The organism is Phytobacter sp. SCO41, assembly GCF_003073275.1.
GTDB classification, from domain to species: domain Bacteria; phylum Pseudomonadota; class Gammaproteobacteria; order Enterobacterales; family Enterobacteriaceae; genus Phytobacter; species Phytobacter diazotrophicus.
On the sequence record NZ_CP027225.1, the window covers coordinates 1,113,196 to 1,138,647 of the forward strand.

The 25,452-nt window shown below is 47.9% G+C and carries 24 protein-coding genes and 2 pseudogenes; 16 read left to right on the forward strand and 10 right to left on the reverse strand.

Annotated elements, in window-relative coordinates; genetic code table 11:
• Nucleotides 1–41 precede the first annotated feature (41 nt).
• On the reverse strand, nt 42–2,603 hold the full coding sequence (gene mutS / locus C5523_RS05455) for a DNA mismatch repair protein MutS (RefSeq protein ID WP_108700711.1): 2,562 nt from the start codon (nt 2,601–2,603) through the stop codon (nt 42–44).
• 217 nt (nt 2,604–2,820) lie between these two features.
• On the opposite strand from mutS, the gene C5523_RS05460 reads away from it, so the two are divergent.
• The 5 genes and pseudogenes from C5523_RS05460 (at nt 2,821) to C5523_RS05485 (ending at nt 8,672) form a co-directional block, all read left to right on the forward strand.
• Nucleotides 2,821–4,101 (forward strand): site-specific integrase, encoded by a 1,281-nt coding sequence (locus C5523_RS05460; RefSeq protein ID WP_108700712.1) that lies wholly within the window; start codon nt 2,821–2,823, stop codon nt 4,099–4,101.
• Between the two features lie 50 nt (nt 4,102–4,151).
• Nucleotides 4,152–4,346 (forward strand): annotated as a pseudogene (locus C5523_RS27960) (hypothetical protein); the annotation flags it as partial.
• Nucleotides 4,347–5,003: 657 nt separating this feature from the next.
• Nucleotides 5,004–6,761, forward strand: coding sequence for a retron Ec67 family RNA-directed DNA polymerase/endonuclease (locus C5523_RS05470; protein ID WP_108700714.1), 1,758 nt, complete (start codon nt 5,004–5,006; stop codon nt 6,759–6,761).
• Nucleotides 6,762–7,452: 691 nt separating this feature from the next.
• Nucleotides 7,453–8,397, forward strand: a complete 945-nt coding sequence (locus C5523_RS05480; protein WP_108700715.1) for a hypothetical protein — start codon at nt 7,453–7,455, stop codon at nt 8,395–8,397.
• Nucleotides 8,394–8,672, forward strand: a complete 279-nt coding sequence (locus tag C5523_RS05485) for a hypothetical protein (protein WP_108700716.1) — start codon at nt 8,394–8,396, stop codon at nt 8,670–8,672. The genes C5523_RS05480 and C5523_RS05485 overlap by 4 nt, the downstream gene beginning before the upstream one ends.
• A gap of 68 nt (nt 8,673–8,740) precedes the next feature.
• On the opposite strand, the pseudogene C5523_RS27965 reads toward C5523_RS05485, so the two are convergent.
• The 3 genes and pseudogenes from C5523_RS27965 to C5523_RS05500 form a co-directional block, all read right to left on the reverse strand.
• A pseudogene (locus C5523_RS27965) lies at nt 8,741–8,824 on the reverse strand (transposase); the annotation flags it as partial.
• Between the two features lie 95 nt (nt 8,825–8,919).
• On the reverse strand, nt 8,920–9,447 hold the full coding sequence (locus tag C5523_RS05495) for a hypothetical protein (protein WP_085007650.1): 528 nt from the start codon (nt 9,445–9,447) through the stop codon (nt 8,920–8,922).
• 11 nt (nt 9,448–9,458) lie between these two features.
• Nucleotides 9,459–9,728 (reverse strand): helix-turn-helix domain-containing protein, encoded by a 270-nt coding sequence (locus C5523_RS05500; protein WP_075184078.1) that lies wholly within the window; start codon nt 9,726–9,728, stop codon nt 9,459–9,461.
• Nucleotides 9,729–9,869: 141 nt separating this feature from the next.
• Here C5523_RS05500 and C5523_RS05505 point away from each other — a divergent pair, with 141 nt between their 5' ends.
• From C5523_RS05505 to C5523_RS05525, 5 genes are all read left to right on the forward strand, one after another.
• Nucleotides 9,870–10,334: a hypothetical protein gene (locus C5523_RS05505; RefSeq protein WP_085007648.1), complete on the forward strand. Its 465-nt coding sequence runs from the start codon at nt 9,870–9,872 to the stop codon at nt 10,332–10,334.
• A 416-nt stretch (nt 10,335–10,750) separates the two neighbouring features.
• Complete coding sequence (locus tag C5523_RS05510; protein WP_223878767.1) at nt 10,751–11,170, forward strand: DUF2787 family protein; 420 nt, start codon at nt 10,751–10,753, stop codon at nt 11,168–11,170.
• A gap of 120 nt (nt 11,171–11,290) precedes the next feature.
• Nucleotides 11,291–11,752 carry a hypothetical protein gene (locus C5523_RS05515; protein ID WP_108702287.1) on the forward strand — a complete coding sequence of 154 codons (462 nt, stop codon included), beginning with the start codon at nt 11,291–11,293 and terminating at the stop codon, nt 11,750–11,752.
• A gap of 2 nt (nt 11,753–11,754) precedes the next feature.
• Complete coding sequence (radC, locus tag C5523_RS05520) at nt 11,755–12,207, forward strand: DNA repair protein RadC (protein WP_108700717.1); 453 nt, start codon at nt 11,755–11,757, stop codon at nt 12,205–12,207.
• Nucleotides 12,208–12,253: 46 nt separating this feature from the next.
• Nucleotides 12,254–13,186 (forward strand): site-specific integrase, encoded by a 933-nt coding sequence (locus C5523_RS05525; RefSeq protein WP_108700718.1) that lies wholly within the window; start codon nt 12,254–12,256, stop codon nt 13,184–13,186.
• Nucleotides 13,187–13,211: 25 nt separating this feature from the next.
• Here C5523_RS05525 and C5523_RS05530 read toward each other — a convergent pair whose 3' ends face one another.
• The 3 genes from C5523_RS05530 to C5523_RS05540 all read right to left on the reverse strand — a co-directional run bounded on the left by C5523_RS05530 (nt 13,212) and on the right by C5523_RS05540 (nt 15,248).
• Nucleotides 13,212–13,691 carry a hypothetical protein gene (locus tag C5523_RS05530; protein ID WP_045509460.1) on the reverse strand — a complete coding sequence of 160 codons (480 nt, stop codon included), beginning with the start codon at nt 13,689–13,691 and terminating at the stop codon, nt 13,212–13,214.
• A gap of 2 nt (nt 13,692–13,693) precedes the next feature.
• Nucleotides 13,694–14,416 (reverse strand): hypothetical protein, encoded by a 723-nt coding sequence (locus C5523_RS05535; protein ID WP_045509885.1) that lies wholly within the window; start codon nt 14,414–14,416, stop codon nt 13,694–13,696.
• Nucleotides 14,417–14,663: 247 nt separating this feature from the next.
• Nucleotides 14,664–15,248 carry a hypothetical protein gene (locus C5523_RS05540; protein WP_108700719.1) on the reverse strand — a complete coding sequence of 195 codons (585 nt, stop codon included), beginning with the start codon at nt 15,246–15,248 and terminating at the stop codon, nt 14,664–14,666.
• Nucleotides 15,249–15,474: 226 nt separating this feature from the next.
• Between C5523_RS05540 and C5523_RS05545 the strand changes: the two genes are divergently transcribed.
• The 5 genes from C5523_RS05545 to C5523_RS05565 all read left to right on the forward strand — a co-directional run bounded on the left by C5523_RS05545 (nt 15,475) and on the right by C5523_RS05565 (nt 22,392).
• Nucleotides 15,475–15,681, forward strand: a complete 207-nt coding sequence (locus C5523_RS05545) for an AlpA family transcriptional regulator (RefSeq protein ID WP_108700720.1) — start codon at nt 15,475–15,477, stop codon at nt 15,679–15,681.
• 105 nt (nt 15,682–15,786) lie between these two features.
• A complete protein-coding gene (locus C5523_RS05550) occupies nt 15,787–16,899 on the forward strand; it encodes a hypothetical protein (protein WP_108700721.1) in 1,113 nt (370 codons plus the stop codon).
• Between the two features lie 628 nt (nt 16,900–17,527).
• Nucleotides 17,528–19,000 (forward strand): hypothetical protein, encoded by a 1,473-nt coding sequence (locus C5523_RS05555; RefSeq protein WP_108700722.1) that lies wholly within the window; start codon nt 17,528–17,530, stop codon nt 18,998–19,000.
• Nucleotides 19,001–19,252: 252 nt separating this feature from the next.
• A complete protein-coding gene (locus C5523_RS05560; protein WP_108700723.1) occupies nt 19,253–20,980 on the forward strand; it encodes an ATP-dependent endonuclease in 1,728 nt (575 codons plus the stop codon).
• Entirely contained in the window at nt 20,977–22,392 is a 1,416-nt protein-coding gene (locus C5523_RS05565; protein WP_108700724.1) for a UvrD-helicase domain-containing protein, read from the forward strand. Before C5523_RS05560 ends, C5523_RS05565 begins: the two co-directional genes overlap by 4 nt.
• A gap of 115 nt (nt 22,393–22,507) precedes the next feature.
• Here the strand turns inward: C5523_RS05565 and arsC are convergent, their stop codons facing one another.
• The 3 genes from arsC to C5523_RS05580 are packed head-to-tail and all read right to left on the reverse strand — an operon-like array spanning nt 22,508 to nt 24,600.
• A complete protein-coding gene (gene arsC / locus C5523_RS05570; RefSeq protein ID WP_108700725.1) occupies nt 22,508–22,933 on the reverse strand; it encodes a glutaredoxin-dependent arsenate reductase in 426 nt (141 codons plus the stop codon).
• A gap of 12 nt (nt 22,934–22,945) precedes the next feature.
• Nucleotides 22,946–24,235, reverse strand: a complete 1,290-nt coding sequence (locus C5523_RS05575; RefSeq protein WP_108700726.1) for an arsenic transporter — start codon at nt 24,233–24,235, stop codon at nt 22,946–22,948.
• 44 nt (nt 24,236–24,279) lie between these two features.
• Nucleotides 24,280–24,600 (reverse strand): transcriptional regulator, encoded by a 321-nt coding sequence (locus tag C5523_RS05580; RefSeq protein ID WP_071193832.1) that lies wholly within the window; start codon nt 24,598–24,600, stop codon nt 24,280–24,282.
• 85 nt (nt 24,601–24,685) lie between these two features.
• Here C5523_RS05580 and arsH point away from each other — a divergent pair, with 85 nt between their 5' ends.
• Complete coding sequence (gene arsH, locus C5523_RS05585) at nt 24,686–25,384, forward strand: arsenical resistance protein ArsH (RefSeq protein ID WP_071193831.1); 699 nt, start codon at nt 24,686–24,688, stop codon at nt 25,382–25,384.
• Nucleotides 25,385–25,452: the final 68 nt, after the last annotated feature.

A 25,452-nucleotide genomic window follows, 5' to 3' on the forward strand; every position in this document is an offset into this window, starting at 1 on the left:
CGATAAAGCATGGCCCGCAAGGTCATTGCGGGCCGGGGGAGTTAGACGAGGCTTTTCAGGCGGTAAATCCACTCAAGCGCCTGACGCGGCGTGAGGGAATCGGGGTCCAGATTTTCCAGCGCTTCCATTGCCGGGCTGGTCTCTTCCGGTACGGCTAACAGCGACATCTGCGTACCATCAATCTGCGTGGCGCCGGCACTCGGCGACAGGCTTTCCAGCTCGCGTAATTTTCCACGTGCGCGCTTGATCACCTCTTTAGGAACGCCTGCCAGTGCGGCAACCGCCAGACCATAGCTTTTGCTCGCCGCGCCATCCTGCACGCTGTGCATAAAGGCGATGGTGTCGCCATGTTCCAGCGCGTCAAGATGGACGTTAGCCACGCCTTCCATTTTTTCTGGCAACTGGGTCAGTTCGAAATAGTGGGTGGCGAACAACGTCAACGCTTTGATTTTATTGGCCAGATTCTCTGCACAGGCCCAGGCCAGCGACAGACCGTCGTAGGTAGAAGTGCCGCGACCAATTTCATCCATCAGCACCAGGCTGTTTTCCGTGGCGTTATGCAGGATATTGGCCGTTTCGGTCATCTCCACCATAAAGGTCGACCGCCCGCTTGCCAGATCATCTGCCGCGCCCACACGCGTAAAGATGCGATCAATAGGGCCAATTTCCACCTTCTGCGCCGGAACGTAGCTGCCAATATAGGCCAGCAACGCGATCAGCGCCGTCTGGCGCATGTAGGTACTTTTACCACCCATATTCGGCCCGGTAATGATTAGCATCCTGCGCTGGGGCGAAAGGTTCAAGGGGTTGGCGATAAACGGCTCATTGAGCACACGCTCCACGACCGGGTGACGGCCTTCAACAATACGGATACCCGGTTTATCGCTGAATGTCGGACAGCAGTAGTTCAGCGTGTCCGCACGTTCTGCCAGGTTGACCAGCACGTCCAGCTCTGCCAGCGCCGTGGCGCTCTGCTGCAAATCGCCAAGGTGTGGAAGCAATTTGTCGAACAGTTCATCATAAAGCTGTTTTTCCAGCGCCAGCGCTTTGCCTTTTGAGGTCAGAACCTTGTCTTCATACTCTTTCAGTTCAGGAATAATGTAGCGCTCAGCATTTTTAAGCGTCTGACGGCGAACATAGTGAATGGGGGCAAGATGGCTCTGCCCGCGGCTAATCTGAATGTAATAGCCGTGTACGGCGTTATAGCCGACTTTAAGGGTATCGAGACCGAGCTTTTCGCGCTCGCGAATTTCCAGCCTGTCGAGGTAGTCCGTTGCGCCGTCTGCCAGCGCTCGCCACTCATCGAGCTCGGCGTTGTACCCCGGCGCGATAACGCCGCCATCGCGCACCAGCACCGGCGGGGCATCAATGATGGCGCGTTCCAGCAGTTCACATAGCTCCGTAAACTCACCCATTTTTTCCCGCAGGTTTTGCACCGGTTCGCTCTTTACCTGCGCCAGTTGGGCGCGCAGCTCCGGCAGTTGCTGGAACGCATGGCGCATGCGCGCGAGGTCGCGGGGTCTGGCGGTTCGCAGTGCCAGACGGGCAAGAATACGTTCCAGATCGCCAACCTGACGCAGTACTGGCTGCAATTCGCCGGTGTTTTCCTGCAATGCACCAATGGTCTGCTGACGTTCCAGAAGGGTTTTGGTATCGCGTACCGGCATATGCAGCCAGCGTTTGAGCATACGGCTGCCCATCGGCGTGACCGTGCAGTCGAGCACGGATGCCAGGGTGTTTTCGATACCGCCCGCCAGGTTCTGGGTTATTTCCAGGTTGCGGCGCGTGGCGGCATCCATAATGATGCTGTCCTGCTGGCGCTCCATGGTGATGGAACGAATGTGGGGCAGGGCGGTGCGCTGGGTATCTTTGACATACTGCAACAGACAACCCGCAGCGCAGAGGCCGCGCGGGGCATTTTCCACACCAAAGCCAACCAGATCGCGGGTACCAAATTGCAGGTTGAGCTGCTGACGTGCGGTGTCGATTTCAAATTCCCATAGCGGGCGACGACGCAGGCCACGGCGGCCTTCAATCAGCGATGTTTCGGCGAAGTCTTCGGCATAGAGCAACTCAGCGGGGTTAGTGCGCTGCAGTTCTGCCGCCATGGTTTCACGGTCAGCGGGTTCACTGACGCGAAAACGCCCGGAGCTAATATCCAGCGTGGCATAGCCAAACCCTTTGCTGTCCTGCCAGATGGCCGCCAGCAAGTTGTCCTGACGCTCCTGCAATAACGCTTCGTCGCTGATGGTGCCGGGGGTGACGATACGCACCACTTTGCGCTCAACCGGCCCTTTGCTGGTGGCCGGATCACCGATTTGCTCGCAAATGGCGACCGATTCACCCAGGCTGACCAGTTTTGCCAGATAGTTCTCTACCGCGTGATGCGGCACCCCGGCCATCGGGATGGGTTCACCTGCGGAAGCGCCGCGTTTCGTCAACGAGATGTCCATCAACTGAGATGCGCGTTTCGCATCGTCATAAAACAGCTCGTAAAAGTCGCCCATGCGATAGAAGAGCAGGATATCCGGATGCTGCGCTTTCAGTTTCAGATACTGCTGCATCATTGGCGTGTGGGCGTCGAAATTCTCTAGTGTACTCATCAGTTTATGATGTCCATTTTCTTAAATTTTAATGAGTTAGTGATATTTGTTGTTCTCATTGAGTTTCACTTTGTCTCATTGGATCTCATGAAATCCTACATTTAAATGTAGGTTAAAGTGTAGCTTGCCAACCTATAGCCTGGTAAAATATGGCTACATACAGCACAACCTACATTTCGTTTCATAAATGCGTAGGGAGCATGATAACGGAGTCTTTATGGCAGGAAAACAAGAGGCAAAGCCACTGTCGTTTAAAGCGATAGAAATGATGAAGCCAGGCGACAAAGATAAAGCTGATATTGGCGAAAATCGTGGTTTACGCGTCTCCTGCGGTGCCACTGGGGTTAAGTCTTTTTTCTACCGTTACACGAGCCCTGTGACTGGAAAACTTGCCCAGGTCAAAATTGGCAACTTCCCGCAGACTTCTCTCGCCGCTGCACGTCTTAAACTCAACGAATTAAAGCTCATCCGTCAGGAAGGTCGGTGTCCTGCATCAGAACTCAAGCAGGAAAAACAACTTCGTGCAATCGAGGCTGAACAGGCTAAAGTACCTGAATTAACTGTGCAGGGATTAGTTGAGCTCTACCTGACTGAGCGCATTGAGGACCGCAAAACTAAGGATGGCAAAATCATTCCGGGGGCCCGGAAGAAGAAGGGCCAGGATGAAGTGCGCAGAACACTGTATGCCGATGCGGTTGATAAGCTGGGCGATCGTAATGCCGCTGAAATCACACGCAATGACGTGATTACGCTAATCAATGGCATTATCGCCAGAGGAGCAAAAGTGCAAGCCGGTAACGTTCTACGGGAGCTCTCGTTGGCCTATGAGTTCGCTATCGGTCTGGGGCGTTTTGATGCCAGCTTTGCTAATCCCGCGCTGTTGGCAAAGTCCAGCCTCCGTCAGACTCGAATCAAGCTTACCAATAATCGTGGTACGCGTGTGCTGAGTGAAGCTGAGCTTAAAAAGTTTCTCCAGTGGCTTCCGGGTTCTGCCTTTTCACCGACAATCAAAAACGTGCTTCGTCTGACCTTGTGGACAGGTTGCCGCACCGGTGAGGTCTGTAACATGGCGTGGAAGGATGTTGATCTGGAGAAGGGTACGATACACCTGAGAGAGACTAAAACAGGCGTAGAACGTTACGTTCAGCTATCGACACAGGCTATAGATTTTCTAAAAGTGCTCCGCCTCAACTCGGACACCTACCTTTTTCCGTCTACACGAACAAGACGACCAATCCAGCAAAAGTATCTGACAGAGAATGCCTGGCGCTTACGTGAATCCGGTCAAATGTTAGATATACCGAGCTGGACACCGCATGATTTACGGCGGACTGTACGTACCGGGCTATCGCGGCTTCAATGTCCTAACGAAGTGGCTGAGGCTATTCTGGGGCATACAAAAGGCGGTGTGGAAGGAATTTATAACCTCTACAAGTATGATGCAGAGTGTAGGAAATGGTTGCAGGTCTGGGCAGATTATCTTGAAAGCATATCTTGAGCAATAACATATATCGTAAGAGCTGACAAACCAAAGAATTCTTGCAAGACGAACCGGTTCTATTTTATGTCCTGCCTGCTCCATTCAAGAATGAAGTGGCTAAGGGTTTCAATAAGGACACGGTCGCGAGAATTCTCAGTGAATCGGGGATGCTGAAAAAGCCCGCCCACGGGAAAGGGTGGCAGGTTAAAACGCCGCGTTTAAAACATCTGAACAATGCACAACCGTGGACTTACGTTCTGTTGTTTACCCCTAGTGGTGTGAAGAAAAAACTCAATAACAACGTGATTTTTAATTGCCTCAGTTGCCTCAGAGCTTGTTTGATTTTCTTTCTGTGTAATATATATGGGTTTTTATTAATTTTTTTGAGGCAACGTTGAGGCAATTATTAACCTAATTGAGGCAAATAAGAGGTGTTTTGAGGCAACTGAAATGCTGAGGCTACCTGATTTCAACGCGAGTTGCCTCAAATTGTCCCTGATTTGCCTCAGTATTGAATATTAAATTCATTAAATTCAATGTGTTGTGTTTTTTTTGAGGCAATGAGGCAATGAGGCAATGAGGCAATGAGGCAATGAGGCAATGAGGCAACCACTTTTTGTATATCTATAGGCGTTTTTCTTCTCTCCGGAAGCGGATCCAGAGTCAGCACAAAACTCATTGTCTTGATAACTTATTGAGGATTCCGGGAAATTCGACTGAGAGAGCTTGAGTTATATGATGATTATGCTAATTTGATACAGCACATGCAGGTAGATTTGTTGGTTGTGGTATCGCAATCAGTGTAAACAAGGTCGGGAGTATTCGCCCTCTGACTGACATCAAGTCATCTTGGCGTCACCGTTAAATGCGTAAGAGTGCCTGCATGTGCATTAACATAATCAATAATGGAACTTACTGTTATGTTTAAACCTACCTATCTTGCAAGGTTGCAAGCATGTCGTAACAAATTCGAGCTAGCTGATTTACTTCAAATCAAAATTACATTTTTGACGAATGTTTTATATAGAATAAGGCCAGAAAATCAATATAAAAGATTTACTATAAAGAAAAAATCTGGCGGGGAACGGGAGATTTTTGCCCCGGATGATAAACTAAAAGATATTCAAAAACGCCTTTCAGAACTTCTCTATATATGCCAAGAAGAAATTTTGACAAAAAATAATACAAATCGGAATTTATCTCATGGTTTTGAGAGAAATAAAACGATAATAACAAATGCTGAAAGGCATAGAAATAAAAATGCTGTGCTTAATATTGATATTGAGAATTTCTTCCCATCCTTTAATTTTGGTCGCGTGAGAGGTTTTTTCATAGCCAATCAACATTTCAAATTACATCCTAATGTAGCAACAATTATTGCACAGATAGCTTGCTTTGATGGAAAGCTTCCACAAGGAAGCCCTTGTTCTCCAGTAATAACTAACCTTATTTGTAGGGTTTTAGACTTTAGATTATCAAGGCTGGCAGTCGCGTATGGTTGTAGCTATAGTCGCTATGCAGACGACATTACATTTTCAACAAACAAAAAAAACATTCCTGAAGCATTAGTTTCTAATGAAGAGAAAAATGAGGTCGGTGAGATTTTAGTTAACGAAATTCATCGTGCGGGCTTCACGCTAAACCATCAAAAGAGCAGAGTGTCTAGGTGTACATCAAGGCAGCAAGTTACAGGTTTAATTGTAAACAAAAAAATAAATGTAAGCAGAGAGTATATAAAGAATACAAGAGCCATGGCACATTCTTTATATCTTGAGGGATCATACACTATAATTGGGAAAGATGGTAAACCAAGAAAAGGCACGCTCAGTGAATTAGAAGGTCGATTTTCTTTTATCGACATGCTTGATAAATATAATAATGTAGAAGATAAGAAAAATGCACTTCCTGAAAAATATGTGATTAAAGGGTTTGGATTGGATTTTAAGAAGAGATTAAACTCCCGGGAGAAAGCATATAGTAAATTTCTCTACTATAAAAATTTCTATGGGAATGAACAATTGACAGTCTTAACGGAGGGTAAAACTGATCCTGTTTATCTTAAGTGTGCGATTGATTCCTTGTATTTAGAATTTCCACAACTGGTTAGAGAGGAGAAAAACACAAAAAATAGGATATTAAAAATAAATTTATTTAAAGCTAATGAAAAGAAAAAATATTTTCTAGATTTATCTGGTGGGGCGGCTGATTATACCAGATTTTTAAAGCGGCATGGGTTGTTTTGTAAAATGTATGAAAGACAGCTACCAAAGAACCCAGTAATAATTCTATTTGATAATGACACCGGACCGTCTGATTTCATTAATCAGATAATAAAAGAGTATCCGCATCTGCCAAAATCACAGGAGGATGTCAGGAAAGGGACATTTTATCACTTGGAGAAAAACCTTTATGTCCTATTCACCCCATTATTACCTGGAGGTAAGTATTCTTCTCTGGAGGATTTTTTCAAACCAGCAGTATTGGGCATGAAGTATAACGGGAAGAGCTTCGATAAAAGCAATGAGCATGACAGTGCAACTACATTTGGTAAAGATAGATTCGCTAACTATATAGTTAGAGAGAATAGAAAAGTCATTGATTTTTCATTGTTTAAACCCATACTTAATTCAATTGTAGAAATTAGCGAGCATTTTATTAAACTTTATCCGCCAAAATGAACTTCTGAAAAGGTATCAGAATGTTAATATCGAAAACTGCTTATGCTCGTCATTGTGGGGTGAGCCGCCAGACAATATATGACTGGGTAGCCAAGGGGTAATTGCAGCCATCCAGATTAACATCTTTGCTAACGGCTACGATTTTGTAAAAGGGTTTCTGCATATTGATTTTGACCCGTACAGCTATGACTCGGTGTATTGGGGCGCATTATTCTTCTCGATGTCATACCTGCTGGCTATGCCTCGCAACAGGTTCTAGCCGCTTGGTTTTGTTGCAGGCTGCTGGTGGGAAACAGCTTGCATCAATCCTGTCTTTTCATTGAATTTAGTAGAACGTCACAATCATTTTTATGCGAAAAAACACCATGTCTTTCATGCATTAGAAATGCCAGGATTTTTGGGGCAAAAATGGAAAGTGTAAACCACGGCTGAGAGCCTCATAAAGACAGGCATCATGGCAAAAGTGTAAAGTGGCGATATATAGAAATATTAAGGTTCAGGGGAGAGGATATGCACAAAGTGAACAGGACAAGACCGTACCAACCTTACAGTTTGGTAAAGCAATTTTTTTCCTGTGATCAAAGAAGTGCCCCTTACCCCGAATAAGTTTTAGCCTTAATCAGAAATATCCCAATACCTTACTTTCTGGCAGTCTTATAATCGAAAGCATTGCTTACCATGAGGAATATCAATGGACGTTATCCGGATGGATTTGCAGTCAAAACTGCAGGTAGTCCTAACTAAAGCTGCATCCCTGCTACCGTCTGATATCGGGGAACAGCTTCTGGCTATGATTACTCCACAAGCGCTTGCTACGATGGCTGGAGTAGTCGTGATATGGGCTGGTGCCCATTTCTTTGGGATTGGCGAGATTGCTGATATCATACTGCTGGTAGTAGGGTGGGTGGCGATAGGTGGTGTTGCTTTTGAAGCCGGAAAAAAGCTGTATGACTTTGCTGTCAAAACTAACAATGCCAGAACAGAAGCAGACCTAGATGCTGCTGCTAAAGATCTGGCTGAAGCCATCACCCTAATCGGCGTTAATACCGTTCTGATACTGCTGTTCAGAAAGAAACCTGGGGATACTTTTAAAAAGCCTCTAAGGGGGGTCGTTATGCCTCGTTACAGTGGTGAGATTGCTTCGCGTATGAATCTACCCCGCAACGGTGGCTGGCGTTATAAACCAATAATAAAAATTACCAAATACAAGGATGTTATACAGGGGGCGACAAAACCCTGGGGAGATGCTGTGGTTGGCCGTAACTTCTATCCGGAAGCTATGTCAAAAGAGGAAGCCTACCTTAAAATGCTCACCACGCTTTACCACGAGCAAGTCCATATGGCAATTGCCCCTAAATTTTACCTGCTGCGCGAGTTACGGGTCTTTATGAGGCAATCTGCTTATTCAAAGTCATATATACTACGCTATCTTGAAGAAGCTCTTGCCGAAACTATCGGTTTGCTAAGAGCAAGGGGAATGAGCGCTGAATACATCATTCAGGGATTTAAATTTCCTTTGGGGAATACCTATGAGATTACTTTTTCCCTCCTACGACAGGAAGCCGCAGGGATTCTCTTGGGACCAGTGACGGTCGGGGGGATTATGTATAGTGTCTGGTATGGAGCACAGCAATGATTACGCAGGACAAAGCAATACAAATAGCAAAGGATTATGCCGACCAAAATGGGCGAGGTTGGGATGAGCGTTACTATGAAGCCACCCCTATAATCCTAAATGGTGAACCTGTATGGATGATCTCAACATCTGATAATGAATATTCAGAAGAACTTCCTTGGATGATGGAGCATATGCCAAATCCTTCGTACTATTATATCAGCATGGTAGAAGCTAAGTGTATTGCAGTAGGATCCAGAGTGAATGAATTTCTAAGAGTAAATGAAGGCATTTAATCTATTGTCAAAAATTGCGTAGGTATTTTGGGCGAGGGAGAATAGTTTTATCCAAACTTTTATCATGTAACGCTGGAAACAGAATAACTACGATCAAAAACCTGTTTGACTGCTTCAATTTTAAACTCTTCGGGATAACGCTTACCGCTCATGGGCACCTCTCTTTAAGCCATCTTAAATGACTCTGAGGTGTCTGTTAAACCCGTGGCGATTCAAGTAACAATTCTCTTCATCATTAAATATCCTGTTAGCTGATACGAATGTTTTTGGTGATTTTCCCCAGTGCCAGCGGCCTGCGTTTTTCCACAAAGAAATACACAACGTTGAAAGCTGATTTACGGTGATTCCCCCGACCCAGGGAGGGCCAGTTACGGAAAGATTCAATCTGTTCTTCTGAATAGGGCGTGTCAGAGAAGTCAAACAGTACAAGCAGGGCTTTGCCGTCGTGCTTCATTAGCTTCTTCACTTCCGTGCTGTTTACGGTTGCGGAGACACTGGAACGAGCTGCTGTTGGCTTACGGACTGCAAACTCAACAGCCACATCGTCAATCACAAAGTCAATGAAACCATGCCCGGATACCGTTCCTGGTAGTCTGCTTTTGACTTCAGGCGAGACGTTATCCGCAAACCAACCCAGTAAATAGCAACGTACTAATGGCAGTAATTCCCGCTCGCTACATTCATTCAGACGCAGTGTTTTCACAAATTCACGTCGGTAAAGAGAACTGAAAAAATACTCAAAGCATTCCGTTATTTCTGTAATGGTCGTCGCCATTGTTGTCTTCCTTACTTGCTTTGTCGCACTGATTTAAGGGCATATCTTTCCGGCCATAAGCTCTCCGGCGTAGTTTCCAGAGCATCTGCGATAATACGTTCCGCACGAGGGTAATGGCGCTCCAGAGCATTGTTCAGTGTGCGGGGAGCGAGTCCATGGCTGCGTGAAAGGGCTGCAAGAGTAAGCCCGCGTTTATGCAGCGCCGCCACAATATCGGCACGATGCCAGTTCCCGGAACTTCCGTTGCCCCGGTTTTTCTGCGATGCTGTTGAGTTAGGCACTGTATTAACTCCATGGAATCAGTACACAGATATTAAATGCAAACAAAAGATACCTTTCAAGTATTTTTATTATCTTCTTGTGGTTTTTGAATTAACGCATTGATATCTGTAAGAATTTAGATGAGTAACGCATAGGCTAATATGGACAAAAAAACCTTACCTTCCACGGTTGCAGATGAAACCAGAGACTGGCTGACGGCTGACGAATTTACGCGCATTGAAGGGATGCCGGGCACTGCAAGGGGAGCAAGAATGCGCCTTGAAAAGCTGGCAGAGATCCACCCGGAAATCCGGCGTAAGCGAAAAGTCGGCAAAGGTGTGGTTTACCATATAAGTGCTGCTGCGATGTCGCTTGAAAACGAACGAAGCAGGGCCAAAGATGACGCATTCAGCGTTGCGGGAGCTGATAAACAGCTGAGTCTGTGGGTTCAGCTTTTCCGTAACATGTCGCCAGCCTCACGTGCATTGCTGATGGAGCAGGCTTTAAAGCAGGTGACAAAAGATTTGGCCAGCCAGCATCAGGATGTTTCCCTCCTGGCTGAACAAATAATGAAACTTCCCCCGGAAGAGCGTGAGCGTTTGCTTGAGCAATTCAAAGGTCAGTAATGAACTTATTTATTATGCCGGGATAGCCGCCCGATAAAAAATAACTTTAACCGGTTACCTTTATTTCCAGCCACTGCAGGCAGGAGGAACCACCCCGGAACCCTGCCCACCTGCCATGGAGGTAAATCAGTATGCCATTCTTCTTTAGAAATAAATATTTGGGTTAGCATATTAATATTGGGAAATTAGTTTCTTGATGAAATTATTTGCTCTATAAGTATATTTCTGGTAAAATGTCATTACTGGATAGTGTCATATTATTCAGTAACTGATGCATAAACTAATAGCCAACTTAGCGTTTCGTTTTATATCCCTTCTGGCGGGAGGACGCCTATCGTCTGAAAAGCCACTACGGGTTAGGATTAATTAGTGATTTGTGTCATCAATCCAAACGCATATTTACCGGAATAAATACAATGAATATTATCCGTCAGGAAGGGCTGTCCATGCCCGTAAGTCAGGAACTCATTAATATTCTACTGGCTGAACTCAGTAAAAATCCACCAGTTAAACCGAATATTCGTGCTGTTACTTTGCTATTCAAAGATATCAATTACAGCGCTGAAAATGGTGGGTTTCATCCGGTAGAAATAAGGCTTATTTCCCGCAACGATGAATGGTATTTCGATTACATCACTGACTTCAAATACATGGGGACAGACCCGGAGCTCGAAAAGGAAATCGATATCAGCTGGAGCCAGCGCTATGTTTTCCTGTCTTATGCCGGTGATTTACCCCCAGGGGAAGGACGCGACATTTTTGCACTCTGGCAAAGAAATTTCGTTCATTACCACTTCCTGAATATCTACACCCTCACCGTTATGTGGGAAAGCTAATCCCGCCACACTGACAGCTAATTATTAATGGAGACATTATCTGTGACTGCTAACAGAGGGATCCACGCGTCTGTACAGGGAGAGCTTGACTGTCTTTGCGGCGCGTACTGTGTGGTGAATATGCTGAGCTGGCTGTATGACGGTCGGGTGAAGCGAAAACCACTCATGAACCGACTTCTTCAGGCCTATCAGCAACGCTGGCCTTTGCATGAGTGGCTGACCGAAGGGATAGATGAAAACCGGCTCGACTGGCTGATTGCACAGGTACTCCGGAAAGGCCACTACCACCGCCAGTTTCCGGTCCAAATCACCAAACCTTTCGAGGGAAGTCGCGGTCTTGTGGAAGGGCGGATTTTCAGTGAAATGAGGCGGTTTCTGGCGGTAACAGACCACTCCCGCCTGATTATGCTCAGCGACCAGTTTCACTGGTCCCTTGTCACCAGAATGGACGAAGAAACGCTCCGGTTCTTCGACAGCAACGGGCGAACCTCCATGCCCCGCAAAGCCTTCTCCTTGCGTGCTGGCGCGGCTCGCCGCCAGTTGTTTCCCGAAGCCATTTACTTCATCGAACGGGAGTTCTGAACATGACGACGTTTACCCTGCGTGAAACCCGCATCCTGGACCAGGCCCGCGACATTATCAGCCGGTGCTACCAGCGTGGTGTTCAGCTTTGCTCCCCTGATGATGTACGGCGGTGCGTGATGTATGAAATGGCCCTGCTGGAGCATGAGGAGTTTGGCATCATCCTGCTCGATAATCAGCACCAGTTTTTGCATCGCGAAATGTTGTTCCGGGGCTCATTAAACACGGTCAGCGTTCATCCCCGGGAGGTAATCAAGCGGGTACTCAGGCATAACGCCGCCGCGGTCATCCTGGTGCATAACCACCCCAGCGGTGAGGCTGAACCCAGCAAGTGTGATATCCAGATAACTAAGCGGCTGCAGGAGCTACTGCAAATGCTGGATGTACGGTTGCTGGACCACTTTATTGTGGCCGGGACTGAGACGGTGTCACTGGCTGAGCGAGGGCTGGTGTGATGCAGACAGTTACCTGGTTTAATACATGTTATAGCAGGTTAAACACATGAGAAGGGCTGCACTGCGTCAGGTCGCGCCGGTGGTGGAAACCACCGTGCTGGACGCTTATATCAGCGGTCTTGCCCCGTCGGGACGCAGGGGTATCACCAGCCTGTTAAACCGCAGTGCCAGCATACTTAAATGCGGTGCGGATGCAGCCAGCTACCCCTGGGAGCAACTGAGTTTCGCCGCTGTCGCTAAAGTACGTGCGGCACTGCTGGATGGCGGTTACGCAGTGTCATCGGTCAACATGGCACTGTCCGCGCTCCGGGGCATCGCGCAGACGGCCTTTAACCTCAATTGCCTGGAGGCGGACACACTTGCCCGTATCCGGGCAGTTAAGCGCGTAAATGGCGATAACCAGCGCAAGGGAAGGGCACTCAGCCGGGAGGAGGTTCGTGCACTCGTTCAGGCTGCTAAACGGCATCCGCAACGTATCCGCTGTTGTCGTGATGCCGCCATTGTCATGACCCTTTGCGGCGCGGGTTTGCGGACCGGGGAACTGGTCAGCCTTGAGTGCCGGGACTATGACAACGGCATCCTTACAGTGAGGCAGGGGAAGGGGCGTAAATACCGGGAGATACACGTTGCGGCAGCGGTAGATAAAGCCATCCGCGCATGGATTAAAGCCAGTGGCGTGAAAGAGGCCGGGGATGCATTGTTTAACCGCATTCAGCGCAACGGGAAGACCGCCACCCAACCTCTGACAACAACCGGGTTAACGGGTATCCTGGAGCAGTTACAGCAAACGTCAGGCATAGCGCGTTTTACTCCGCATGACATGCGCAGGACCTTCATTACGCGCTTGTTAGAACAGGGCGTTGATATTAATACAGTACGCCAGCTGGCAGGGCACAGCGACATATCCACAACTACCCGCTATGACTGCCGTGGGGATAAGGTAAAAGTCAGAGCCAGCCGACGGATTCAGTGCTACTAGAACATTCCCTTCTCTTACTCAATAATTAGCGGCTACCGTCGAAGCGAGCAGGTGCGGGACTGGCGGTGATTTTGATGTAATGCTTCAATGCCGGTGGACGCGAAACGCCCCGTGGATCGCCGATGAACGGGAGTTTCATAAAGGGCATCGCTGGTATTTCAACCCGCCATGTTGTATCGCCAATAAAGCTGAATTCAACTGCATTAGGTTGTATGTTCAGGTCCGTAAACGATCCTGTCAGATATGCGCCACCCAACGTCAGTATCTCTTTCACACCCTCTTTCAGGTCGAGCAGTGCGATTTTAAGCGCTTCTTCATAGGGAACGTCATCGGTAAGAAACAACAGCAGGCGTTTATCATCAACCTGAACAGCAGCTTCTATCACCTGTACTGGAACCATAATGCCCGTACCTTTTCCAGCAATCAGGACTTCATATTTTCCCATTGATGTCGGTGTAGGTTCTTCCCTGAGCATAAGTGTTACGTTGTCGAGCTGCTTAAACATAGTTAGTCCCAGAATCCGCTGATTTCCCATGCGGCAATCGCACCGCCAACAAAAGCACCAATAACAACGCAAACAGGTGCGCCAGGACCACACATCAGTCCCGCCAGCGCTCCTCCTCCCCACGCACCTGCAATCCCGGCGCTACTGATGGCAAGCTGCCGTTGAGTCTCAAGCACTCTATCCTCAGCTTCATAGATTTGGTAGACAGCTACTGCAAGAGAAAGGAATATCAATCCACGTCCGGCACCTGACAAACGCTGCATTTTGATATTTACTTCGAGGTTGGATTTACCAGCCGATTGCACCACGGCGCTGTAAACCGCGTTTTTCTGTGAAACAGACAGATTATTAAAGTTAACTTTGTCGCCGTACAACGCCTTTGTTTTATAGGCTATCAGCTCATTGAGCGTCTTGCCCTGCGCCTTCATTTTTTGCGCCAGTGCTTTGCCAACAGGTGTGCTTCGGTAGCGGATGAGCTCCATCAGAAGGTTGCGCGTCTGGTTCGCTTCCTCTGCGGCTTTTTCCCAGCTAATGATCCCGCGTGAAGCTTTGGCGTAGAGATCGTCAGACATGGCTTTGATGCGGCGTGAGTACTCAAGTCTGAGCTTTGGATCAACATACAATACGCCCGAAGCAGCATTCACATCACCCTGTAGCGTTGCGATTGCCCGCTCCAGCTTTTTCTTTCCTTCACCATCAAGAGACGCAAGTAAAGCAGTATCCATAGGGCTTCCACCATGTGTTCGTAGCCCAATAAAGAGTAGCAACGAAACGACAGATGGGAAATAACTCAGATAAGCGTAGAAAAGGCAAAGAAATCGAAAAAAATACACCAACCCCTTGTCCCCCAAGGGCTCTGCACGAGGTAGCATTTATTGGCATTCATTGCTTAAACCCGACGAGTTGGCTTTATGTTTTTTTGCTAATGTAAGAGCAGAGCCCTTGGGGGACTAAGGACGATCGCTTTCAACCCTACAACTCAGAGTCATTCCTGGTTAGTTTAAGGGGCGCATGTTTCTTGTTTTTTCGTTCAATGCACTCGTTAATATTCGCAGGGTTACATATCCAGGCTACATCACTTCGCGTCCATTTAGGGCCAGCGGACAGTGCTTTTAGCTTGGGTTTTTTGACTTCACATTCATTGAGTTTTTCTGCAACTGAATCGTATTTTTCCTTATCAGTCGCGCCTGTGAAATATAACTTGTCGAAGCGGCCTCTGATGAGCTGATAAACCGCGTAAATATCCATGGATATCTGACATGTTGCTGCGGCAATTTTGTGGTGTTCTTCAAGGCCTTCGACAGAGTTTTCCTCATTATTGTCAAAGAGCTCGTTGTACATGTGGCTTACGCAAGTGCTAATAACATGAGCGGCTTTTTCCCCGTCGATTGTATGTGGATTAAACCCTGCACCCGTCAATTTTTTGGCAATCAGTGACAACTTATGCCGGGTGTCCCTCCCCAGATAGAGCTTCTTCTGCAGGAGTTCAAATGTCTCGTTACGACTCATGCGCTCACGATGGCATACCGCGTCTGCTTTTTTACTAGGTTCCCTCATTTCCTTCTCCAGTTAATTTAATGTCTGGTTATTTTATCAGCATTGAGCCTCAAGGAAAGCCGCGCGTTTTCATGAAGGTTTTTGGTGGCATTTATTCGTTTTATAACGAAGGAATTTTGTAAGGAAGGCTGATTCAGGCCTGTTAAGGCCATCCGCGAGCCGATCGTCACGCTTTTTCATGCTTGTAAATAACCCCGCTCCTGAAGCAGCTCAAAGGAGCACAAGCATGAACACCAACCGTATTCTCCGTAAAAAAGAGGTTCTTCATCTGACCGGGATTTCCGCCGCCACGATGTACCGACTCATATCAAAAGGGGATTTTCCCTCATCCAAAAAACTCACTGGCAATGGTGGTCGGGCTGTGGGGTGGGAGTTACATGAAATTCAACGCTGGATTCAGTCACGCGGGCTTAGCAATACACGTGCTCTGTAAGCCTTATTCCACCCCTGACATACCAACAATATAAACAGTAACAGTGATGGTACCTGCATATGCATGAGTGATCACTGTTGCTGCTATGAACTATTGGAACAGAATATGAAGCAGCAATTTAATCGTGAACGGGTGTCATCTTTAACTGACAAAGTTCCTCTGGGAGTTAATGGTGCAGGCCAGTCTATGTATGGAGGTGTAGATAAACTGGCATGGGTAACGGATATGCATGACTGGAAGAAAAATCTTGTACTCAAACAGCGTTTGCTTGGTCTTGTCTCTGGTGGTGACTATCTGATAGAAGTTCGGCCTGCTGGTAGGGATGAGTGCGATGGACATTATCGCTGGGTAGTGGAAATTCGTCTGAAAGGTAAAACACATAATCACCCCATACTGCTGGTGATCCATTTTGACCCGACCAGTAGTCAGCGTGGATTTCAGCGAATGGAATGCAGTCCTCAGCACTACTCTTCGCAACGGATAACGGATTTGTTTGTGTGGCTGGGGCGTAAGGGGCGCATAGGTAAGTTCCTGTATCGCGGCTTGCGCAATGCCTGGGTAACAACTATCCACTACGCACTGGATGTGGTTGGCATGAAACTCCATGATTATTTCATTGGGTTGTCTGGGGTCAGGAGGGGCGATTTTTATGACTTACATGGAGAGCAGGAAGGGTTAAGGCTGGGGTCTACGACCATTGTGGCCTCCGTATACGAAAAGGTTGATGCACCGGAGATAAGTACTCAGAAGAGGTACGAGCAAACGGTTCTTGTACTTGATGAACGCCAGTTCCGGCGGTTTCTGCGTCTGGAATTGCGTTTGTCTCCTGGCAAGCAAAAACTGATGCTGAACAACCTGCGTAATATGGAGAACCTGATTGCTAAGCTGGCTTTTTATGATCGTGACGCGTTGGCAAATCCGATGCTTGAATCCGAGTTCGCCCGCTTACTACGTGAGTATGTTCCTTATCCGGTTGCCAGAGCAAAGTACAAGCCGTCAGCGAGCATAAATGGTAAACAGGTTAGCACAACGAAAAAAGCTGCTGACAAGCGCGTTGATAAACTTATGGCACGCTACCGTATCCAGTTGTTCGACTCAGAGGCTATTTGGGCTATGTTGCCGCTTGTGCTGGATAAGCTTGGGATTCTTGCGCAGCCGCAGTACTGGCAATACAACCTTCGTCTGAAGTGGCTTCAATCGCGTCAGAAACAGGGATAATAGTGTTGCGGCAGGGATGCCGTTTGTTTGGGGGACGTGGAAATGGCCGGTGTATGAAACCTGAATTCTGTAAAGAGATGGTTTTAAACCGCCCAGGTTTGATACGACAGACCTGTTAACTACCGGTAGGGTTTAGCCCAATTGCTTTGCCTCGTGCAATAACAGGAGAAAGACTGAGATCATTTTCCCCCATAACCTGGGTTTATAAGGATTGCCGATTTTAAGCGATTTAATGATTTCAAAACGATGAAGTTCAGAAAATAACATGCGCCCCAACTGTTGTTCAATATCACGGGCCGTGAGTTTCAGCGTTTAATAAACCGGTAATATTTTGCATATCCGCTAATCCCATTCTGACTGAGCTGATATTTATTCGCTATTTTTGTCTGCAGGGTATATAGCTGCATCTGCAGGGCTATTTATACGGTCTGTTGCTGTATTATTATATATATGTCATTACATACTATAGCCATTACCCAGTATCAGCTATCATGAGGCTCCAGCCTCCAATATTATTATCATCTAATAACCATCTGAACCTTGTTGGGTTCACGTAAGGTTTGAGTAATTCAGCTGTAAATAAATGGGGTCAGGGCATGGGGCTTTGATCTCTATATACAGGTGAATTATGAAGCCATACATTACGTACAACAATATTCTTGTCACAGATTCAACGCTGGATTATTTCAAAGAAGTTGTTTTCAGTATTCCTTATAATGGTGTACCAAGTCTACGGCGCCCTTTTTATCGTAATATTGCAGTATTTCTGCAGCACGTTATTTGTGTTGCTACCTGTAGTCGCAAGAACAGGAAAAAAGCAAAGATTAAGGCGAATAAAAAATGGTCTTATTCTGTGCCAGTATCCTTTGAGCTGGGTAGGGCGAAACTCCCCGGAGTATTCAAGAAAAGTGGGCCGACCAACGAGCGTGCAATGGAGGCACTGGTATGCGCGGGAATTATCAAACTAACCGGGTATTCCAATGCTCAAAGCTCTTGCCGGGAATATGCTGTTTCTCAACGTTTCCTGCGTAAGTTGTTTGGCAACGACAGAGAGGCATACCTTAGCCGTAAGGATCGCTACCATTATCTGACTGACATTTTCACCAAGCGTAAAAGTTACTCATTTGATGAACTGATTGGGATTGCTATTGATCGTGGGCAGCATGCCAAACATGTGCAGTCTAAACGCGATATCCCTAGCGCTGCCTTCAGGGAGTTGGTAGTGGGGGTCTGGAACAATCTTGAGCCGCTTGAAATCAATCTGGATGCACTGCTGGATTACTATAACGAGAATCCCACTACGAAGAATAAAGTATTCATTTTCAATTTCCTGTCGAGACTGGCTGAAACAGGCGTGGAACTGGTGAAAGAGTCATCGTTAACGGTGGCTTACAGGCAATCGTATAAAACTGCGTACATTGGCGGGAGATCCTTTGAAGTTGGTACAGGCTTTCAGAGCTTGCCCTCTGCCATGAAGTGGGCATGTCTGGCACGTGGTGTCAATTATGATATCAAGGGGTGCCAGCTTGAGATACTGCGACATGAGCTGTGGTCTGTCGGTGTGTCAGCAAAGAGCCTAGAAGTATTGGAAACGAGCTATATCTGCCGGGTACTGCGCGTTGCGGAAGAGCTGGTTAAGCAATTCCGGTTTTCCAGTGTATTCAATGCTGGTTTTGTTACCCTATCACTTAAATCCAGTACCCGACGCTTGTTGAATCGTGAGCTAGGTGAGGCAGAGGCTGAACGAGTACTGAAACGCTGGAAACGCCTTCTGAAGCCTTTACGGCGAGATTTGGCTTTACTGCTGGATCATTATGAAGGCACTGCTAAAACCAATCGTTACGGTAAATGCGTTACCAATGCGGTAGGCCAGCCTTTCAACATCACCTGGAAAGATTTGGCAGCGCGTAAACGTTGGAAGTCGGATGTGATGCGACGCAAGCTGCTGTCGCACATGTTACAGGGCCTGGAAAGCCAGGCTGTGTACGATTATGTTATCAGCCACAAGGGCGTTTGCGCGCTGGAGCACGATGGGTTTGTTTCCTACGAAGAGGTAACTGACTGGTCACATCCATACCTTTTGATTGAGAAAAAACATTAAAAGGCCATCCAATTAGCTCAGGTTCATCCCTGGTTGATAAACACAGCGTGATGACCTCTTTCCTAGGGATCAACATAGCCAGAGACAAGGAACGTCTGCTCTGAACGAACAGCGGACCTTTGATTGAAGTGTTTCCTCTCCGCTGAGTCAGCGTGGATACCCGCAACATCACAATTAAATAAGAAAGGGTGTGCCATAATTCCTGCCATTACGGCGCAAATACAACATTCGTGGATTGAGAAGGAACGAAACATGGCTGTTATCCGCCACATCAGCATTCAGAATTTTCGCTCAATACGGCAGGCAGAATGGTTTCCAGGTTCAGGGATGAATTGCCTGATAGGCCCTGGAGATTCAGGAAAATCGACCTTTATTGATGCTATTGACCTAGTACTCGGAGCGCGAAGATCGTTCACATTCAGTGATGCTGATTTTTATCTCATGAATTCGGCCAATCCAGTATGCATCAGTGTAACTCTCGGACAGCTTGATGACGGGCTTCGGAACCTTGAGAACTATGGGCGTTATCTTCGTGGTTTCAATAGCGAAACAAAGGAGATCCATGATGAACCTCGGGCAGGAGATGAAACCGTACTCACGCTGAGAATGGTCGTCGGTGCAGATCTCGAACCAGACTGGTGCTTATTTTCAGAACGAGCAACAGCGGAAGGGCTGGAGAAAAGGTTATTGTGGAAGCACCGTGAGCAGTTAAGCCCTACTCGCCTTGGGGCAACCTCGCATCATCATCTGGCATGGGGCAACCGCTCAGTGCTGAATAAATTATCTGCACAAGATTTTGATATCAGTTTAACGTTGGCCGAACTGTCCCGACAGACACGACACAACTTTGCTGCCCGGCAACTACCGCAGTTGGATAACATCCTTACCGAGGTCAGAACCATTGCAAATGAGTTAGGCGTTCAGGTTGGAGAACTTAAAGCGCTGCTGGACGTGAATGGCGTCTCCCTGTCTAACAGCGCAATCAGCCTACATAACAGTGATAACACGCCACTGAGAATGCTTGGAACAGGATCAACCCGATTGCTGGTGAGCGGGTTACAAAAAGCTGTTGGGCGTCTTGGGATCATACTGGTTGATGAAGCAGAGTACGGACTGGAACCTTACAGGATCAGCCGACTCTTGAATCAACTGGGTTCTCGTGATGATGAACCCACTTCGCAGGTATTCATCACCACCCATTCCCCATATGTTCTCAGGGAACTCAAGGCAACCCAGCTCTGTGTGTTGCGGAAACTAGAACAACCAGCCCCAGAGCATTCACACAATTTCCTGACACTAAGTGGGGACGATAAGGAACAAGCTACCTTAAGGGCCTGCGCTGAAGCCTTTTTCAGTAAAGCCGTAATTGTGGGCGAAGGTGGAACTGAGGTTGGTTTTATCAGAGGGTTGGACTTGTCCAGACAATGCAGGGGAAGAACAGGGTTTCAGGATCAGGGGGCCTTTGCTACAGATGGCGGCGGCGGGGACAATTATTTCAAACGCGCCGAGGTTTTTGCACAACTGGGATATCGAACTGCCTTATTAAAAGATTCAGATATCACGACACCTGCACACAGGCAACAGACAGAACATTGCCGGGCTAGTGGTGTGACCATTTTTGAATGGGGTAATGGTTTTTCAACAGAGGGTGCCCTGCTAGCCTGGTGTCCTGCTGAGACTATCCGTGACATCGTTCTCCTTGCTGCAGATCTGAACAGCCAACAACAAGTGGATCAGCACATTCAGAACTGCTCCCGAGGGGCTTATAACTTTGATACGTGCACAGGTGAACCAACAGAAGAAATGAGAACGCCAGTGGCTCACGCTGCTGGCAAGTATGGTTGGTTTAAAACGATCGGGAAGGCTGAGGATCTGGCGGAGAATATCGTGGGTCCAGTCATCAATCAGTTTTCACAACCATTCAAAATATTTATAAGAGATCTGCTGGCGTGGGCTGCGGAAAACGGTGATCCACGATGAGTGTGGATGCCGTTTTAAACGCCACTAAAGGCCTGATTGTAGCACCAGCGGGATGTGGCAAAACTCACCTGATTACTGAAGTTCTTGGTTTTGCGCAAAGGAAGCCGTATCTCGTGCTGACACATACAACCGCAGGTGTAACGGCACTCAAAAAGCGACTGAGCCGTTTTGCAATTCCTCCGCAGAACTATGTTGTGACAACAATAGATGGATGGGCTCTGAAAATAGCTGGCTGCTTTCCGGGATTGTGTCCGCTTGGTGTGGGTCCTGAAAATCCAGCCGTTTTTTACCCTTCTCTTCGCCGTGCCGTACGGAATCTGGTTGTTAACGGTAATATTAGCGAAATCATCACAGCTACTTATTCGCGTTTGCTGGTCGATGAATACCAGGACTGCAATAGCGAGCAACATGAACTGACTTGTGCGCTTTCACGTTTGCTACCAACGGTAGTCTTTGGTGACCCGATGCAGTGTATCTTCAACTTTAGCGGCCCTATGCCCGACTGGAACCAAACCGTTGAAACTTTTTTCCCTACTCTGGCAACCTTACAAACGCCCTGGCGTTGGAAAAATGCACAAACGCCATATTTGGGCCAGTGGATCCTTGAGCAAAGACATCGATTATTTCGCCGGGAGCGTATCGACTTAAAGTCCTGTCCTGACTATGTACGTTTTCGACCTCTTTCACGAAATCATAATGACAATATCCAGCGCCAGCAGCGCGAATATTACGCGCTGCTGCGACAGTTTCCCAACGACTCGGTTTTAGTTATAGGTGATTCACGAAGAGCTTCATCCAGGCATCAATTTGCACAGCGAATCAATGGCATTGATGTTGTCGAACCGGTAGAACTGAGTGACGTGATAAAAATGGCTACATCCCTTGACGATGCTAATGCTACCAACGTGATGCCAAAGCTTTTACAGGCAGCAGCTGAGTTGATGACAAACGTTGGCGTTAGCACAACCTTACGAAGAATTAGTTCTATTCAGGCTGGACGAAACAGAACAGCTCCTTCTTCGCTTGAGAATGCATTAGTAGCGCTTGCTCTGGCCCCCACCCGACAAAATATTCGAACGGCACTTTTTTTGCTCGAGGAGAAGGAGGAGACGCGCGTATTCAGGGCCGGAGCTCTGCACGTTCTAAAAGATGCGATAAATCTGTCCATCAGCTCACCTGACAAAAGCATTAGAGAGTCAGCATCAGTTATTCGTGAACAACGTAGATACCAAGGTGAAGGACGCGTATCGCACCGTTCAATAGGCTCAACTCTTCTTCTGAAAGGTCTGGAATGCGACCACGCGGTGATATTAGATGCGGGAAATATGGGGGCAACTGATTTGTATGTTGCGCTCTCAAGGGGGGCTAAGTCTGTTACGATCTTCTCGGGTCGTGATGAGTTCAAACCCTAATAGCCCAAGACTGCCCCCTAGACGCTCATACCTTAGTGTTTATAAGGTCTGCTGTGAGCGAAAAGCGGACGCCTGCATAGCGTATACAGGCGTCAGATATTTTGAAGTGGGCAAATTACTTAACCCGCATCCCCGTTTCGTCAATGACCTTCTCGCCATCCTCTTTGGTAAACGCTCCTTTCTGACCTTCCGGTAGAATATCCAGCACTATTTCTGAAGGGCGGCAAAGACGAGTACCAAGCGGCGTAACGACTATCGGCCGATTAATCAGGATCGGATGTTGAAGCATGAAATCAATCAACTGCTCATCACTAAATTTCTCTTCATCAAGACCCAGGCGTTCATAAGGCTCAACATTCTTACGCAGTAATGCACGCACCGTAATTCCCATATCTGAAATAAGATTAATCAGATCATCACGTGTCGGTGGCGTATCGAGATAATAAATTATCGTCGGTTCGTTGCCGCTGTTACGGATCATCTCCAGCGTGTTGCGTGAAGTGCCGCAGGCAGGGTTGTGATAGATGGTAATTTTGCTCATATCTGTATCTCATTACAAAGTGATGGAGAGCCGCAACGCCAGCGCGGCCAGAGTGACAAACAGCACGGGCAGAGTCATGATAATGCCGATACGGAAGTAATATCCCCAAGTAATCGTTATATTTTTCTGGGCAAGCACATGCAGCCAAAGCAGGGTTGCCAGACTGCCAATCGGGGTGATTTTCGGGCCTAAATCGCAGCCAATCACGTTGGCATAAATCATTGCCTCTCTGACGACGCCAGTCGCCGTACTCCCGTCAATCGACAGCGCGCCAATCAGCACCGTCGGCATATTATTCATTACCGACGACAGGAACGCGGTCAGGAAGCCGGTGCCGACCGTTGCTGCCCATAACCCCTTTTCTGCCAGCAGGTTCAGCACGCCTGACAGATACTGCGTGAGTCCTGCATTGCGCAGACCATAGACCACCAGGTACATGCCCAGTGAAAAAATAACTATCTGCCATGGCGCACCGCGCAGGACTTTTCCGGTGTTGATGGCGTGACTTCTTTTCGCCACTATAAACAGTACTGCTGCGCCAGTAGCAGCTATCGCACTGACCGGGATCCCCAGAGGCTCCAGAATAAAGAAGCCGACAAGCAGCAATAACAGGACAATCCAGCCCGCCCTGAACGTTGCTGGATCCTTTATCACACTGGCAGGCGTCTTCAGCAGCGAAACGTCATACGTGGCAGGAATGTCCCTGTGGAAGAAGAGATGCAGCATGACCAGCGTGGCCGCAATCGCTGCCACATCTACGGGGATCATAACGGAGGCATACTGCGTAAACCCCAGACTGAAAAAGTCCGCCGAGACGATATTCACCAGGTTAGAAACAATGAGAGGCAGGCTGGCCGTATCTGCTATAAATCCTGCGGCCATCACAAAAGCCAGCGTTGTGCCCTTGCTGAATCCCATTGCAAGCAGCATCGCAATTACAATTGGCGTCAGGATCAGCGCGGCGCCGTCATTGGCGAACAAAGCAGCAACAGTGGCACCGAGCAATACTATCCAGGTAAACAGCAGGCGGCCACGTCCGTTACCCCAGCGGGAGACGTGCAGTGCGGCCCACTCAAAGAAACCGGACTCATCGAGCAGCAGGCTGATGATAATGACCGCAATAAAAGCCGCTGTCGCGTTCCAGACGATATTCCAGACGACGGGAATATCAGCGATATGGATGACACCGGTTACCAGCGCCAGCACAGCCCCGATACTCGCGCTCCAGCCAATACTCAGGCCTCTGGGTTGCCAAATCACCAGTACCAGCGTCAGTAAAAAAATACTCCCCGCCAAAAGCATATCAGACTCCATTACATATGATTATTCGAATGTGTTTTTCTTTCTTAGCAGGAGGTGCAGGTTGATTTATCCAGCCATCCACGCACATCCTCCCACATACACTGCCAGGACGTCGTGATTGTTTCAGCGGCCCATGCTGGTATGTGGGGTGACAGACGATAGTGGATCCATTTGCCTTCACGACGGTCCAGAACCAGCCCGGCCTCGCGAAGGATAGCCATATGCCGCGAGATTTTGGGCTGAGATTCGGAAATGGCCGCGCAGATATCGCAGACACACAGTTCTCCTGACTCCCGGAGAAGCATGACGATGGCGAACCGTGTTTCATCCGACAGGATTTTGAAAAGCTGAACAGGTTGTAGCATATTTCACTCCGTTCCCTTTAGAATATACATATGATAAATCATATATGTTAACTTTGAAATCACCTGCTCTCTCCGGAGAAGAATAATGGAACAATTTCCTGCCCTGAATACTGAATGCTTTGATCAACACATCGCTGAACGCCTGCACCTGGAGGAGCCGCCACGGATTCTTATCCTGTATGGCTCAGTAAGAGAGCGCTCCTACAGCCGCTTTGCCGCGGAAGAAGCTGGTCGCCTGCTGACGGCGATGGGCGCGGAGGTAAAACTGTTTAACCCCTCCGGTTTACCCCTGCCGGATGATGCGCCGGACACGCATCCTAAAGTCACCGAACTGCGCGGTCTGGTCAGATGGTGTGACGGGATGGTGTGGAGTTCTCCTGAACGGCACGGGGCTATGAGCGCAGTTATGAAGGCGCAGATTGACTGGATACCATTAAGTGAAGGCGCGGTTCGTCCTTCGCAGGGCAAAACACTTGCGGTAATGCAGGTCTGCGGCGGTTCACAGTCCTTCAATGCAGTGAACCAGATGCGTATTCTGGGCCGCTGGATGCGGATGTTTACGATCCCCAACCAGTCCTCCGTAGCCAGGGCATGGCAAGAGTTCGACGAAAACGGACGAATGAAACCTTCGTCATGGTATGACCGCATCGTCGATGTAGCCGAGGAGCTGTTTAAAATCACACTGCTGCTTAAGGGACAAACCGATTATCTTGCTGATCGTTACAGCGAGCGAAAAGAGAGCCATCAGGAGCTTTCATCCCGTGTCAATCAGGACAAAATATAACGTCTGCTCTTCGTTAATCCATACTGCATGAGCTTAACAACGTCCGCTTCACGCCCTGAGACATTCGA